Here is a 16,076-nt window from a genome sequence, read left to right as displayed (position 1 = left end):
TATGTACAACATTGTAAAAATACCCGGGGATGGGATTGGAACAGAAATTACTGAATCGGTTACAGCTATTCTTGATGCAGCAGGAGCTGATATCAACTGGATTGAGTGCGAAGCAGGTGAAGCAACATACAAAAAGACGGGGAATCCACTTCCTGAAGAGACATTTGAGGCGATTGAAGAACATCGAATTGCACTTAAGGGGCCGTTAACGACTCCTGTTGGTGCCGGTTTCAGATCAATTAATGTAGCACTGAGACAAAAATTTGATCTATACAGTAATATTCGCCCGGCTAAGTCTTTGCCAAATATTGAAAGTCCGTACAGGGCAGTAGATTTGGTTCTGTTCAGGGAAAACACGCAGGGGCTGTATATCGGGAAAGAGCACTGGGTTGATGAAAATGAAGAACACGCTGAAAGCATTGCAGTAGTCACCCGGCAGGCAAGTGAGAAAATTATTACAGCTGCATTTGAGTATGCCAAACGCTACAATCGGAAGAAGGTGACGTTAGTTCACAAAGCGAATATCTTAAAACTGACTACCGGATTATTCCTGAAAATTGGGAAAGAGGTATCCAAAAACTATCCTGATATTATTTTCGAAGATCTGATTGTAGATAATATGGCTATGCAGATGGTTCTCAATCCCCAGCAGTTTGATGTTATCGTTACAACCAACCTTTTTGGTGATATTCTATCTGACCTGGCATCCGGACTTGTTGGCGGTCTTGGAGTTACCGGCGCTGCCAATATTGGTGATGATGCAGCCATGTTTGAAGCGGTTCATGGTTCGGCGCCCGACATTGCCGGCCAGGGAAAAGCCAACCCAACAGCTTTGCTGTTTTCAGCGTTGATGATGTTGGAGTACCTCGATGAATATCGCACTGCGGAAAAAATTCGGTCAGCCGTTTACACAGTATTGCAAGATCATAAAGAAAAGTGTACACCTGATGTGGGAGGCAGGGGAACAACAAAATCTTATACAGAGGCCATTTGTAAACTGTTGATAGATTAGGGCGGGGAGCTTAGATAAGATTTATTAAACTAATTTAATTAAGTGTTATTCAAGTAAACCTTACTACTTCTGAAAGCCTGGCCGAAACGATTAAAAAACATGTAAATAGTCGATTTTTAGATGGGGGAAACCCTGATTAAAAAGAGGCTCCGTTCTTTTTTTCAAATCACCGGTAATTTAAATAATTGTGGGTATTGCTTAAATATTTTTCAAAATTAAAAATGTGCTAATACAGTCGAATAAGGCCTCTTTAAGCATTTTTTTTAAACAGTGAATCAATTCAAATAAAAATTTTTAAGTTTCAATTTAGAATGAAAATTCTATCTTCAACAGTATCAAGAGATTAAAAAAAAGACCTTTTGGTTTTAATATTCTACCCCACACAGGCCTAAGGTTTTCCCCTAGATTCAATCACTCAAAAAAGCAATACCATGAACGTTAGGCGATACTCAAACACCAAGGGCTATGTCTCCGGTAATTCATTTTTAGTGGTTTATTCATTTTCAAGAGTGTGTCATAATCAAGTATGATCTACAAAAACCCAAAAATACCTGAAAAAAGTATTCGCTTTTCTGACAAAAAAATCTACAGGCTATTGTGTTCAAAATAATATGCTCTGTCCGTAAGTCTGAAAAGAATAAAGTTACAAGAGATATAGTGTAAACACTGGTGAAAATTTTCAGGGACGCAAAGGATCGTTGAAAGTGGGTATACCACATAACCTATAAAAAAGGTATACCATGAAAATAAAAGTAGACAATTCATTTTTAGAAATGCCTCTCCGCTTTTTAACCAAAGTGGGGTTGAGCATGTACCTTGTTCTGTTTTTGTGCTCAGTTGTTAATGCCCAGGATATCCAGACAGTTCATGAAGTTTCAGGAACTGTAACGGATGCCAGTGATGGTGAAACGCTCTTGGGGGTTAATATTATGGTAGTGGGTACCACCACCGGTACAACCACAGACATGGAAGGAAACTACACCCTATCGGTTCCATCGACAGATTCCCAGTTACGATTTTCGTATATAGGATATCAACCTGTTGTGGTGAATGTTGAAGGCCGATCAACAATAGATGTGGAGATGGAAATTTCTGCAATCCTTGGCGAAGATATTGTTGTTACAGGATATTCTGCTCAGCGCCGAATAGATCTTACGGGATCTATTAGTGTGGCTGATGTGCCTCAAATGCAAAAAATTGCTGAATCATCTGTAAGCCGCCAGTTACAAGGCCAGGTTTCGGGTGTAACCGTTTCGCAATCGGGACAGCCGGGGGATGAACCCTCTGTACGTATTCGGGGTATAGGTAACTTTGGTAATGTTAGCCCGCTATATGTTGTTGATGGTGTTCCCACAAGCACTATTGGCGACCTGAACCCAAGAGACGTTGAATCATTGCAGGTGTTGAAAGATGCTTCGGCAGCATCCATTTATGGTGCACGAGCTTCGAACGGGGTTATTATTATTACCACGAAACAGGGACGCCCCGGCTTAAGGGTTTCTTTTGATTCTTATGTGGGGTATGAAACTCCAAAACATCACGGCAATGCATTTAATATTGCTTCTCCTATGGAGATGGCCGAGCTGGAGTGGTTGGCCTACAATAACTCTGGACTTACACCTTCTTCATCATTATACGGAGACGGTACAACACCGCAATTGCCGGATTATATTGCACCGGCCGGTGCAATGGAGGGTGAAGTAAACCACGATGATTACTATGTAAATCCCTACTACACGAATACAGGCGATTTGGGAAATTTTTACCGAATCACCCGGGCCAATAAACAGGGTACCAACTGGTTCCAGGAAATTTTTAAACCTGCATACACGGTGAATTCTAACCTGGCTATAAGCGGTGGTACAGATGACGCCAGCTATATGCTTTCACTGAACTATATCAACCAGGAAGGTACATTGCTGAGGACCTACAATGAGCGGTACACGCTTCGTGTGAACACCCAGTTTAACCTGAAAGAAAATATTCGCATCGGCCAAAATGCCTCAATAGCCGTGTGGGAAAATCCACAGTCTGGCTCGCTTGATGAAGGTACGGCTACAGGTATGGTTTACCGGCAGCAGCCGATTATTCCTGTGTATGATATTGCCGGCAATTTTGCAGGTAACTTCGGCGCCCCTTTGGGTAATGCAAGTAACCCGGTAGCACAGCGCGAACGAACAAGGAATAATACGGGCGAGAACAATCGAATATTCGGTAATGTGTTTGCAGAAATCGATTTTCTCGAAAGTGTAACATTCCGTTCTAATTTTGGAGGCAGTTATGCAACAAGTAATTGGAGTTGGTTCCAGTTTCCGGAATATGAAAACGCAGAAAACGCTGTTGTAAATTTATACGGAGACGGTGCCTGGAACGGTACAAACTGGACCTGGACAAACACGGTAACATACACAGATCTCCTGGCCGAGGTTCATAACATTAATATTGTACTAGGAACGGAAGCCAACGAAGATACCGGCCGTGAACGAGGGGGTACCCGGACAGACTATTTCTCATTTAATCCAAACTATGTGAACCTGAGTAATGGTGCCGGAGATCCCACCAACTATAGCTGGCAGTATGAAAATGCACTGTTTTCTGTATTTGGCCGGGCTGAATACAATTACGATAACCGTTACCTGTTGAATGCAACTGTTCGGCGAGACGGTTCATCCCGATTTCTCGACAACCGATACGGATTATTCCCATCCGGTAGTATAGGCTGGCGGATTTCAGAGGAAGCATTTATGCGTGATGTAAACTGGCTGACAAACCTTCAATTGCGTGCAGGATATGGCGTAATGGGGAACCAGTTAAATGTTGCATCAGACAATGCATACTCACTATTTGGCGGAAACCAGCTTTCTACATTCTACCCAATTACGGGAGGTCCAACTATATTTCAGGGATTCGCACAGACACGAATCGGTAATCCCGCAGCACGATGGGAAGAGTCTCACACAATGAATATTGGTGTGAACACCATGTTGTTCGACGGAGCCCTTGAAATTGATATGGACTTCTATAAAAACGACGTGAGAGACCTGCTGTTCAACCCGGAACTTCCCGGTCAGGCCGGACTCGCATCACAACCATATGTAAATGTGGGTAATGTTGAGAACAAGGGACTTGATATGTCCATTACAGGACGAAGGGATATTTCTCAGGATTTCAACATCAATGCTACGGTAAACTTTACCACATACAGCAATGAAGTGGTGAAAATTGCCGAAGGTGTTGATAATTTCGATGGGACAAGCCGTCGCTTTGGTAGCGGTAATCCCATTGTTAGAAACCAGGTTGGATGGCCAATATCCACATTCTTTGGTTATAAAATTGAAGGATTTTGGAACGAACAGTCGGAAATTGACCAAGCCAATGCAAGTGCGGGCGGCGTTTACCAGGAAGAAGCAGCTCTCGGAAGATTCCGATATGCAGATGTAAATGGCGACGGACGCATTACTGCAGATGACAGAACGAGATTGGGAGATCCACACCCAGATTTTACATACGGACTGGATCTGACCGTAAACTACAAGAGCTTTGATGTAAGCGCATTTTTCTATGGATCAGAAGGCAATGATATCTGGAACCAGGTAAAATGGTGGACCGATTTCTATCCATCATTCCAGGGTGCAAAAAGTAAAACGGCCCTTTACAACTCCTGGACACCGGACAATCACGATGCCAAGGCTCCGATTCAGGAAAATGCCGGTTCAACGGCTACGAACCTCGTGCCTAACTCCTACTATGTTGAGGACGGTTCATACCTGAGATTGAGAACGATCCAGGTTGGTTACTCATTCACTCCCGATATGCTCTCGTATGTTGGGTTGAACAGGCTGAGGGTTTATGTGCAAGCTCAGAACTTGTTTACGATAACCAACTATTCCGGACCTGATCCTGAAGTGGGTAACACCCAGTCAGCCAATGCCAGTACAACAAGTTTTGGTGTAGATGAAGGTGCTTATCCGACTTCCCGCCAATTCCTTTTTGGATTTAATCTCGGTTTTTAAAGAAATAAAATAGACAGAGGTCTAATATGAAGAACTCAAGAAATCTAATATTCATACTTGCAGTGATTTTTATTACAGGTATGTTCACAAAAGCATGCGGAGACGAATTTCTTACGCGCCCTGCTATGGGATCGCTGAGTGAAGATGTAGTAGCCGATCGAAACGGCGTTGAAACACTTTTGATGGGAGCTTACGGGGCTCTTAGTCAAACCGGTAGTCAAGGTTGGGGGGATGGCCTTCCGGGTGACGGAGCCTGGGCAGTCTGCCCTTCCAACTGGTTGTACGGAAGTGTGTTGGGAACTGAAGCTCACAAAGGAAGTGATGCGGGTGACCAGCCACAAATGAATACCCTCGGAGGGATGAACGTTTCACCTTCCACCGGCTTCATAAACCTGAAATGGAGAGGCCTTTACGAAGGAATTGCCCGCGCAAACTCTGTATTGAGTGTGTTGCCGGATGTACCAATTTCCGAAGGTGTTTTCTCTGAAGCAGATAAAGCCAGGATAGAAGCGGAAGCGCGTTTCTTACGCGGTCACTTTTACTTTGAGCTGAAACGTTTCTACAATAATGTTCCATGGATTGATGAAACTGTGGATGCCCTAACACCACAGCCGAATGATCAGGATATTTGGCCAAATATTGAAGCGGATTTCCAGTTTGCTTATAACAACCTGCCGGCAGTTCAAGGCCAGGCAGGACGACCTAATAGCTGGGCAGCCGCATCATACCTTGCCAAAACATATATGTACCAGCAGAAATTTTCTGAGGCCAAAGCTTTGTATGACCAGATTATACCGAATGGCAATACCTCAAACGGACTGGCATATGATCTTGTACCTCTCGACCAGGTGCATAATCCTGTAAATAAAAATAATGCGGAATCGGTTTTTGCCATTCAGGCTTCTGCCGATGACGGAACAGGCACCATTCAGAATGCCAACCCCGGAATGATGCTCAATTATCCGTATAACAGTCCGTTTCGCTGCTGCGGGTTTTACCAGCCTACACTTTACCTGGTTAACTCTTTTCAGACAGTTGACGGAAAACCATTGATTAACGACTTCCTTTCAACTCCTGTGAAAAATGACCTGGGTGTTCTTTCAAGTGAAAACTTTGAACCACACAGCGGTACATTGGATCCACGGCTTGACTGGACTGTTGGCCGCCGTGGTGTTCCATTCCACGATTGGGGTCCACATCCCGGTCAGCGATGGGTGCGTGACCAGGCTTATTCCGGTCCATATGCTTCCAAAAAACATATCTGGTGGCAAAAAGATGATCAGGACGTAAACAATCCGAGCCAATGGGCACCCGGTACATCGTACAACATCCCGATTATTCGCTTTGCCGATGTGTTGTTGATGGCTGCAGAAGCTGAAATAGAAACGGGTAGCCTTTCCCAGGCTTTGCAGTATATAAACCGTGTACGTGAAAGGGCTGCAGATGAGAGTGCATGGGTTAAAAACGAATTCAACAGGGGATATGCTTTTGAAATCGTAAACAGCGAAGCAGAGATGCTGGCACTCGAACCCACTTCCGGAAGTTGGGTCGTACGTGAAGATACAGGAACCACCTTTGTGTACCTGGGCGGCGGTGCAGCCGATATCAATAATTGGAATGAATATTCAGAACCCAATTATAATATTGCTCTGTATGATGATCTTGGCAATCAACAGCAAGCCAGGGAAATTGTACGATTTGAGCGTAAGCTTGAGCTGGCACTTGAAGGACACAGGTACTTCGACTTAGTTCGTTGGGGAGTTGCCGAGGAAGAAATCAACGAGTATATGGACTATGAAGGTGATTTCTTTCCTGCATCATATATAAATGAGGGGCAATTTACACCAAATAAAAATGAGTATTTCCCGATTCCACAGCGGCAAATTGACTTAAGTACTGTGGGCGGAACTCCGGCATTACAACAGAATACCGGTTACTAATAACCAAATTCTATTAAACAAAAAGGGGGTACATATTCTGTGTGCTCCCTTTTTTTTTCAATTACAACTGTTGAGTAAGATTGACTTTTTGAGTAAACAATCTACTGCCCACCTGCAGACGAAGAACGCTTTATTAAAAAATTGATTATGAATCCGGCTGAGGATCAATTTTAAAATTTAGTGACCTTTTGCATGCTATACAGAAAAGAGTAAAAAAATATAATGCCCAAAGGCTATTGCAAAAGTCTTGTATCAGTAGTATATACTATCCAAACATTAAAAAAATTTAAATATTTTAGAAATACTACAGGCTATAAATCCAGAGTGATCTTGTATATGTAAAAATCGCAGATCAGCTCTTCATGAAGGATTTCAGCCGGATTTTTTTCGTTGGCTGTGGAAGTAATTATGATAACAAGCATATGAGGTCGAACTCAAAAATTTTAATTGTAGAGGATGAGTTGGTATTGCAGTTGATGCTTGAGCACATGCTGAAAAAAATGGGATTCGAACAATTTGGTACTGCAACAAAAGGTTCAACAGCTATCCAAAAAGCTAAAGAAGATTCTTACGACTTAATTTTGATGGATATTATGCTACAGGATGATATTGATGGAATTGAGGCATACAGAGAAATCAAAAAAGAAAAAGAAATTCCGGTAATCTACATCACGGGAAATACCGATCCGCGAAATAAAGAGAAAGCAAATAATATTGGCTATCATGATTACCTCGGTAAGCCAATCACATTTTCACATCTAAAAAACTCTATTGAACGCTTAAAAAAATGAGTGGAGATTAATAAGATTGATTAATCTTTTCTTAATTTTCAAATGTTGAGCTATAAAACTCTTATCATAGGAGGAAAGAGTAAAATAACTGTACAGAGCAATCTCGAATTTTCTATGACGATTATTTCAAGATTATTAATGGCCGGGATCATACTTTGTTCACCTGCCGTATTGTATGCTCAAAGCCTTTCTGAGTCAATGCAGCAAGACGCCTACTTAAAACAGTTGGTAAATGAGGTTGATTCCCTCGCTGCAAACAAAGCCAAGCAGAATATTTATCCCGAGAAACTTTCCGAATCTCCAATCACATCTGTTTATAACACTCTTCATGCTCTTTCTTTTGATACCTTAACCTATTATGGCCCACTACTTGCAGAAGTAACAGCGGAGAAAAAAGCAGCAGCCGACGATATCGGTCTGAGGTTTAGAACCGGATACCGGGAAAATATTGAAGAGGGAATCTTTTCAGGTGGAGATATCTTCTACCTTCGGCGTTTTAATGCCGGTTTTCAGTGGGATCTGCTGAGTGATGGATGGTTCGATAGCCATAAACGGTCAGAAGAGTTAGAAGTCCGTGAAAAAATGGTGGAAAGAGAGATCAACCGCCAGCGTGCAAATGAGGAGTATGAACGTTTGTATAACCGGCTTATTTATCTATTTAATCTTCAAAAGATTGAGGTCATCAATGAGTATCTAATCCTACTGAATACAAACCTGGAACTGTTTCAGCGTTTACATTACCTGGATTATGAACCGTGGGAACGTGTTTTGGAGTTAAGTGAACAGAAAGCAAGACTACAAAATGACCTATCCTCCTATCAAGAATATAATCGGCAGGTTGAAATAACGGTTCCTGATAGTTTACTTCCACAAATTCAGGCATTGGATGCAAGTAAATTTCCTGTTATTGAACTAAATATCGATGCCGCAGCTGTTGCAAATGACTCAGCTTTTGTTCAGGAATCCCTGAAAAATGAGGATCTTGAAAATTTAAATTACAATGTTTTTAGGGATGTCTCCTTAGCAGCTTATGCCGATTATAATATCTACGATGGTACCGGAACGGCCCTGGATCCGGAAAATCTAGGCGGCAGAGAATATTTTTCTGTGGGTGTTAACTTTTCCATTCCTATTCCTTTTAATTCGAGTGAAAAAAAGGAGATGGTTCAGCAGAGAAAATTACGATATATAAACTCTCAAAAAAGAGAGCAATATTCTGAGAATAAAGAGATTTACAATATTTACTACGAATACAAGTATAAAACTCAGCAATTCATACAACTGTACAAAGACTACCAATCGCGCCGGGAGACGATAGAAAATTATCAGACTTTGAAAAAGTTGCAGGATTCAGGCTACAGTACTCAAAGGATGGTACATCTTCTGTTACAGAGATATGCTGTAGTTTTACAAATGATTGACCTTAAACAGCAGATGTATCTGCAATTAATTGATATCGATAAATATTTGACAGATCATTCGATAATGGAGTATGCATCGCCCCTGGATATTTCCAATCTCTTTCCATACCAGTCTGTTAAAGCTGATGGGATCTATATCTGGTCAGAAACTTTTGCAAATAATCGTAACGAAGTTCTTCTTGAATTTCTGAATAGACTAAATGTTAAAAATGTCTATTTATCGTTGGGATCTGATCGCACTCTTTATGAAAAAGCTAGTGAACTGATTAAAGCAGCCCGAGAGTTTAATATTAGATTCCAATTGCTTTCCGGTGATAATGAGTTGATACAGACTGAAAATCAGATGGCAGAATTACAGGATCTTGCAGATCTTGCTGATGAGTTGGGATTTTCAGGCATCCATTTAGATGTAGAACCTCATACGTTTGCTGATTGGGATGCTGAGCGTAATACTTATGAGCAAAAATATGTCGAGATGTTGGAAAACGCGAATGAAGTGCTTTCGGGAAGTCAGCTTTCGCTATCCGTCTCTATCCCACATTTTTATGAACCAATTCTATCTAATATTTACCAAAATGCAGATTATATTAATGTAATGGTATATGAAACAACAGATATAGAGGTTTTGAAAAAGAGAATTGAAAGTGAATCTGAGATATTTGGGGATAAACTACATATAGCTGTACGACCTTCAGATTTTGCGAATTATGATGATCTGAATACGTTTGTACAGGAAATTAAAAATCAAACGATGGTTCAGGAAGTGGTTCTCCATGATGCAGGTGCAATACTAAATTCCGGGAGGAGTAGCAGATGAAAAGTGAATACTTTACTAAACGGTCTCAGAGTTCACAACTTCGGGGGCGACGGGAAAAGCCAAAACCAAAGCAGATAAACTGGGACCGAATCGTCTATTTTGTTTTACTGATCGTTGGTTTGGGAATCCTGTTTTATTACATCTTCATAAGCACTTTTTATGTATCAGGTGAGGGGTTGGTTGTAACAGAAAATTTGAAGGTTCGGGCTCCAAGTGATATTGAGATTCGAGAACAGCTTGTATCAAACGAAAGTTTTGTTGAGAGAGGCGATCCTATATTTCGATACAGTTTTTTGAACTGGACCGGTACTGTTGATGAGATTGAAGACATTGAAGAAGATATTGCAGATGCCAGCGAAGAAATCCAGGACCTTGAAGATGAAATTACTATAAAGCGGCAGTCCATACAGGAGATTCAAGATCGAATTACCTATCTGGAACAACAGAGAGAGGACTTCCTGGAAAAAGTTCGACTGAATGCAGCAACTTCATATGAATTAACTGAAGTTGAAAGTTCGCTTTTTACAGCCCGTTCTAATCTGCGCCAGGAACAGTCTGAATTAAACGTATTGATGAATAAAAGAAGCCGGCAAATTCAAGCAAGAGAAAGTTTGTCAGCCGAAATCCAGGAATTACAATCCGGCGAGAATTTGATTCAAACATATTATTCTCCTGTAACCGGAATTGTTAATAATATATCTGTACGGGATAATCAGCAGGCGTTTCGGTCGGATCAAATCATGAGTATAAAACCAAGAAATGCTGATGTGTACATTTTTTCAGTCTTCGATCGTGAAGATGCCGAATTTGCCCAACCGGGAACAGTCATGAATATTGAATTTGATAACGGGGCTGAGAGCGTTGGAGTTATTCGAAGCAGTTATGACGCACGGGAAAATTTGATTGAACATTTTGAACAGACCGGTACGTTAACCACAGAATATGTGGTAGTAGAATTAGCACCCGTTGATTCTGTTACTCGGGCTCAATGGGTTCAGTTAGACAGGTCGGGACTCAGTGTATTCAGACGAAAAATCGGTAAAGGAGAGGTTGGCATTTCGGAGACATCATACTCTGCTCAAATACGAACAAATGACGGAGCTGAAGACCAACAATTTCAATCTGAACAGGATTCAATCTCAACTCAGTCGGAGGAGGACACTGTCTCTCAACCTCCCGCCAATTCCGGTACTGAGCCGGTTGATACGCTAAATAGCAGCGCCGATGAGGAAACGGCAATGGATAAGTTAGATGGAACCGATGAGCTATACGGGTTAATGGGTGATTCATTTAACAATCAACTGGATGGATATACTATAAACCTGTATTCACTGGAAGACCAGGAAAAAGCTTCTGAGATTTCAGATAATATCAGGGCTGAGGGATTTAGGGTTGATGTGAATTCTGTTACAATCGATCAAAGAAACTTGTGGCGAGTAGCTGTAGGTCAGTTCAGAACTGTCGATGAAGCAATGAAAGCTGCCGAAACAATTCCGGCATCAATTGCAGATGAATATTTTATACATCGCATACAATAAAACAGGTTAGATTTTTATGAGCGAGGAAATTGAAGTACAAGAAAAAATTGAGTTTGATGACCTGAAATTTTTACGATTTAGGCCATCACCTTCTTTCAATCCAGATATTTTGGAAGATTACGATGCAGTGATTATGGAATATTTGGACAGCCATAATGTCTTGGAAGCCATTCATAAAATTCGATCACACAACGAAAAGCTTGTGTACATCACTCCAATATTTCTATTAAATGAGGGTGGGTATATGAAAGACTCAATTATTGAGATGGTTGATGGAGTAATTCCAAACATAATGAATCTCGATTATGCCGCTGCCACAACGCGAAAAATTACTAGCCGACTGTAAAAGCCTGAAGATCAATTAAAGCATAAAAAGAATGAAACTGAACAGTTTAATTATTGACGACGATGCTTCCTTCCGGGTATTGCTGCGAAAAATGGTAGAAAAACATGATTCACTTACTATTGGCGGTATGGCCGAGAATGGTGAACAGGCTATGGAAATGTTGAATTCAAAAAATATTGATCTTGTTTTTTTAGATGTTCAAATGCCAGACATGTCTGGTTTTGATGTATTGGATGCCGTAAAAAATATTGACCCAACGCAGGTAATTATTACAAGCGGAAGCAGTGCTCATGGTATCAAAGCATTTGATTATGGAATCACCGATTATCTTGTGAAACCATTTACACAGGAAAGGTTTGAAGAAGCTATAAATCGGGTTTTGCGAAATGCTGAGAGAAATCAGTATACAACCACTTTAATCAATCAGATCTTAGGAAAAGTACTACTCTATATTCACACTCGTGATTTTCAGGATTTCCGTCCTATTCCGTCTCGAGAATCAAAGCTTGGATATCTCTATCCCATGCTGACATCAAACCTGGATTTCAGACGCGAGGAGAAAGCACTTGATATTCTCGACATGGCAGAACAAGAAGGCTTTTTAACATCAACATACATTGATAGTTTTTACACCTGCAATAATTGCTACAACAGTTACCTGCTTTTTCGGGAAACCTGTCCCAGTTGTCAGTCTGCTGATGTAGAATCTGAAGAGCAAATACACCATTTTCCATGTGCTTATGTGGGGCCAATATCAGATTTTCAAAGCAGCTCTAATCCAAATGCACTTGAATGTCCAAAATGTGAACGAATACTCAAGCATATTGGAGTAGACTACGATAAACCCTCTATTGTATTTACCTGTAACCGGTGCGATCACATATTCCAGGATCCGGTTGTAAAAGCCAAGTGCAATGTCTGTAGTTCAGATATGAATGTAGAGAGCTTGTTGAAAAAGAATTTGAAGTCGTATCAGTTAACAAGTTTGGGAAGAGATGCTGCACTTGGAAAAGTGATCATTGATTTAAATGAATTTGATGATATGGTCGATGTGATCGATAAAGAATATTTTCAGCGGTTGCTTTCTAAAGAGATTGAACGCAAAAAAGAGGCTACATTCGACAGCACAATTGCATCCTTCCAGTTAGAGAATATTTCCGAAATATATGAGCAGATCGGGAATCAAAACAGTAAAAAACTGGTGCGGGAAATTTTTGAATTAGTGAATAGTGAAATAAACCGTTCGGATGAAGTAGTATTTCAAAGTATGGTAACTATATGGTTATTAGTTACAGAAAAAGGTGTGAGTGAAGCCACTCCGGTGATCAAGAGAATTGAGCAAAGAATTAAAGATTTAGTGGATGACAACTACTCAAATTTTTCACTCTCAATCTCTAAGAATATAAAACCGGTTGTAACAACCAAAACCGCTTCCGAACAATTGCAAGAGTTAAACGCAACACTTCGGGATATATCCTGAGCTATGGTGGAATTCTTAGAATTTTGGAATCAACAAGGGGTAAGTGGATTTATCCGTATTTTTTGGTTCTATTTTCTTTTTGAATTTCCGCGATACATTTTACTCGATTATGTTTTTCTACTCATATTTAAGCTAAACAGTTTTTTTAATAAAGAGAGCTATGAAGATGCAAGAGAGAAACTTTGGGCTGACCATCCTTTAATCACAATTATCATACCCGGCAAGGATGAAGGAGCCAATTATTATCGATTGGTTCGCTCCTTAGAAGAACAAACCTACCAAAATTTTCAGTTAATTATCGTTGATGATGGCTCAGATGATGAATCTGCAATCATTGGGCGCAAAATGCAAAAAGAAGGATTAATTGATCTTTTCTTGAGAAATGATGAGCGCGGCGGAAAGGCATCAGCCGCAAATTTGGGGTTAAGATATGCCAAGGGGAAATTTGCAGTGCATTTAGACGCTGACAGTTCATTTTATCGTGATGCAATTGAAGAGGTATTGATACCATTTTATCAAGAAGAAAATGTTGGCGCTGTTGGTGGTACATTGGAGGTTAGGAATAGCAGCGATAGCCTTGCTACCAATTTTCAAAGTGTAGAGTATTTATTGAATTTTACTGTTGGAAGAATGGTGGCCAGTTCACTTCGAATATTACGGGTCATATCCGGAGCCTTTGGGGTGTTTAGAACTGATGTGCTCAAAGAGATTGGGGGTTGGGATGTAGGGCCGGGAATGGATGGCGATATAACATTAAAGATCCGGAAAATTGGTTATAAAGTAGAATACACTCCTAAAGCCGTTTGCTTAACAAATGTACCCGAAACCTTTAGGAAATTGACAAAACAGAGAATTCGTTGGAGCCGGTCCCTGGTACGATTTCGCTTCAGAAAACACAGGGATTTTCTCTTCCCTTCCAGCCAGTTCAGACTGATCGACTTTTTGGCCGTGGTTGATAATGTATTTTATAATTTTGTACTCAACTTTTTATGGTGGATCTATCTTTTTGATATCTTGATCCATTATACACCTCAAATATTATATGTTTTTGTAGCTGGATCGATACTTTATACAGTTTCTAAATTTATTGAATTTGGTGTTGTACCAATTCTTTCATCCAACAAATCTGATAAAGTTAGGCTGCTGGCATACATTCCCGGGATGACATTCTATACCGGTTTTTATATTCGATTTGTCAGAACATATGCGTATATCAAAGAATTATTCTTTCATGATTCTTATAAGGATGAGTGGAATCCTGAAAAAACATCAAAAGCAGCAAGAGAAGTCGAGGACAGAATAAATACAATATTTAGTAACAGATAGGCAGATTGAATTCTATCCAGTGTGATCATTAGATCTTTTTAAGATTGATGATTAATCAAGTACACTTACTTATTTTGGTATAGATGCGAGAGTTAACGGGAATACATAAACATATATCAAAATGAGTGCGCAAAATCTTTTTAAAATACTTCTGATCTTAGTGATTGTTGTAGTGGCAGGCTGTGAGTTTTCTGTTGACTCTACTGAGGTTCAGGACCAAGAGCAAGTCTTTACAGTTACTGATGATGTTGTAAATCGTATAGTTGATCACAATACTGCTGCAAAATCATCAGAAGTATCAGCAGGCAAAGATGCAACGGACTATCTTACGTTAGACTATACCATTGAGTCTCCTGTTGTTGGTGGAAATAAAACAAGGGCCAGTCATTTATACCTGCATAACAACACGGTTTATATAGGCTACAAAGTTTATCAGGGAGATTTTGGCGGTGGCATTGATATTGTAAATGCAAGCAATGGCAATGTATTAGAATCGGCTTACTCTTTCCAAAGTGATGTTTTTGATGTTCAGGAAGTTGTCTATGATCCCGAAGAGGATGCTCTTTATGTAGCTGGAGCCCAACCCAGAAAAAGTGAAGGCGCTCCAAAATCTTGGGTAATTAAAATGGATCCGGATGATGCGGAAATTGAAGAGAATGTTGGACTTTCCGGCAACGTGGCAAAAAGCATAGATGTATCAAATTTTGCGAATGGAGAATATGTATATGCAGTTTCTGATTTTGATGATCTCTATCGTTTTGATAAGAATTTAGAATCAGAAGAAGTTCTTCCAGCCGGGGGTGGAATTGAATTTCGCTCTGTTGGTGCAAGATTCCAGAATCAGGTATTTACTCTTGACCTTAAAGGGAATGTAAGACGAGTAAATCCAAGTTATAATGGATTTCAGTGGACTTTAGACCTGACAAATAATGATGAATTTGATACTGATTTAGGAATCGCGCGATTGAATTATTTCAATAATAATGATCCCAATATTGTCCTCGTTGCATTAAATGAATATGGATGGGCGGCACTTAATCCAGCCGGGCAAACTGAATGGGTAGAAGATAATGGAAAGTATTATGTGAGCTTGACAGGCTATAATAACGGTGAAAACGGAAAGAATAAAAAGCTTTACGTTTATGCCGCAAATTCATCCGATGATGGCCAGTTTATCGATATTTATGATTTGCCAAATGGTTTTCAAGGTAAGGGGCCTGACTTAATTGAGAGTTTGAACCTAAATGATTTTAGTGAGCTCACTGATGCTCCTATTAATCATGTTATTGCAACTGATGATCACCTTTACGTCGCGAAGGGGCAAGACGGTGTACTGATTTTCAGCATTAATTAAGTTTAGAAATTTCAGATTTTGGGGAACCACTAGAAAGT

Annotated in this window: 10 protein-coding genes; all 10 read left to right on the top strand. The window is 40.3% G+C overall.

What is annotated here, in order from left to right:
- The first annotated feature begins 1 nt into the window (after position 1).
- Positions 2 to 1,012, top strand: a complete 1,011-nt coding sequence (locus L6773_RS07670; protein ID WP_237853284.1) for an isocitrate/isopropylmalate dehydrogenase family protein — start codon at positions 2 to 4, stop codon at positions 1,010 to 1,012.
- 740 nt (positions 1,013 to 1,752) lie between these two features.
- Positions 1,753 to 5,025, top strand: coding sequence for a SusC/RagA family TonB-linked outer membrane protein (locus tag L6773_RS07665; RefSeq protein ID WP_237853283.1), 3,273 nt, complete (start codon positions 1,753 to 1,755; stop codon positions 5,023 to 5,025).
- 26 nt (positions 5,026 to 5,051) lie between these two features.
- Entirely contained in the window at positions 5,052 to 6,965 is a 1,914-nt protein-coding gene (locus tag L6773_RS07660) for a RagB/SusD family nutrient uptake outer membrane protein (RefSeq protein ID WP_237853282.1), read from the top strand.
- 362 nt (positions 6,966 to 7,327) lie between these two features.
- The gene (locus tag L6773_RS07655; RefSeq protein ID WP_237853281.1) at positions 7,328 to 7,756 is read left to right on the top strand and encodes a response regulator; all 429 of its coding nucleotides are present in this window, start codon (positions 7,328 to 7,330) and stop codon (positions 7,754 to 7,756) included.
- A 114-nt stretch (positions 7,757 to 7,870) separates the two neighbouring features.
- Positions 7,871 to 9,994, top strand: coding sequence for a glycoside hydrolase family 18 protein (locus L6773_RS07650; RefSeq protein WP_237853280.1), 2,124 nt, complete (start codon positions 7,871 to 7,873; stop codon positions 9,992 to 9,994).
- Positions 9,991 to 11,532, top strand: a complete 1,542-nt coding sequence (locus tag L6773_RS07645) for an SPOR domain-containing protein (RefSeq protein ID WP_237853279.1) — start codon at positions 9,991 to 9,993, stop codon at positions 11,530 to 11,532. Before L6773_RS07650 ends, L6773_RS07645 begins: the two co-directional genes overlap by 4 nt.
- A 16-nt stretch (positions 11,533 to 11,548) precedes the next feature.
- Entirely contained in the window at positions 11,549 to 11,878 is a 330-nt protein-coding gene (locus L6773_RS07640) for a hypothetical protein (RefSeq protein WP_237853278.1), read from the top strand.
- 31 nt (positions 11,879 to 11,909) lie between these two features.
- Positions 11,910 to 13,358, top strand: a complete 1,449-nt coding sequence (locus L6773_RS07635) for a TackOD1 domain-containing metal-binding protein (RefSeq protein ID WP_237853277.1) — start codon at positions 11,910 to 11,912, stop codon at positions 13,356 to 13,358.
- Positions 13,359 to 13,361: 3 nt separating this feature from the next.
- Positions 13,362 to 14,684 carry a glycosyltransferase family 2 protein gene (locus tag L6773_RS07630; protein WP_237853276.1) on the top strand — a complete coding sequence of 441 codons (1,323 nt, stop codon included), beginning with the start codon at positions 13,362 to 13,364 and terminating at the stop codon, positions 14,682 to 14,684.
- A gap of 121 nt (positions 14,685 to 14,805) precedes the next feature.
- Positions 14,806 to 16,038: a hypothetical protein gene (locus tag L6773_RS07625; protein WP_237853275.1), complete on the top strand. Its 1,233-nt coding sequence runs from the start codon at positions 14,806 to 14,808 to the stop codon at positions 16,036 to 16,038.
- The last annotated feature ends 38 nt before the right edge of the window (positions 16,039 to 16,076 follow it).

The organism is Rhodohalobacter sulfatireducens (genome assembly GCF_022012475.1).
Classification (GTDB): Bacteria; Bacteroidota; Rhodothermia; order Balneolales; family Balneolaceae; genus Rhodohalobacter; species Rhodohalobacter sulfatireducens.
Note: the sequence above shows the minus strand (reverse complement) of the source record. Positions and strands in the feature narration are given on the sequence as shown.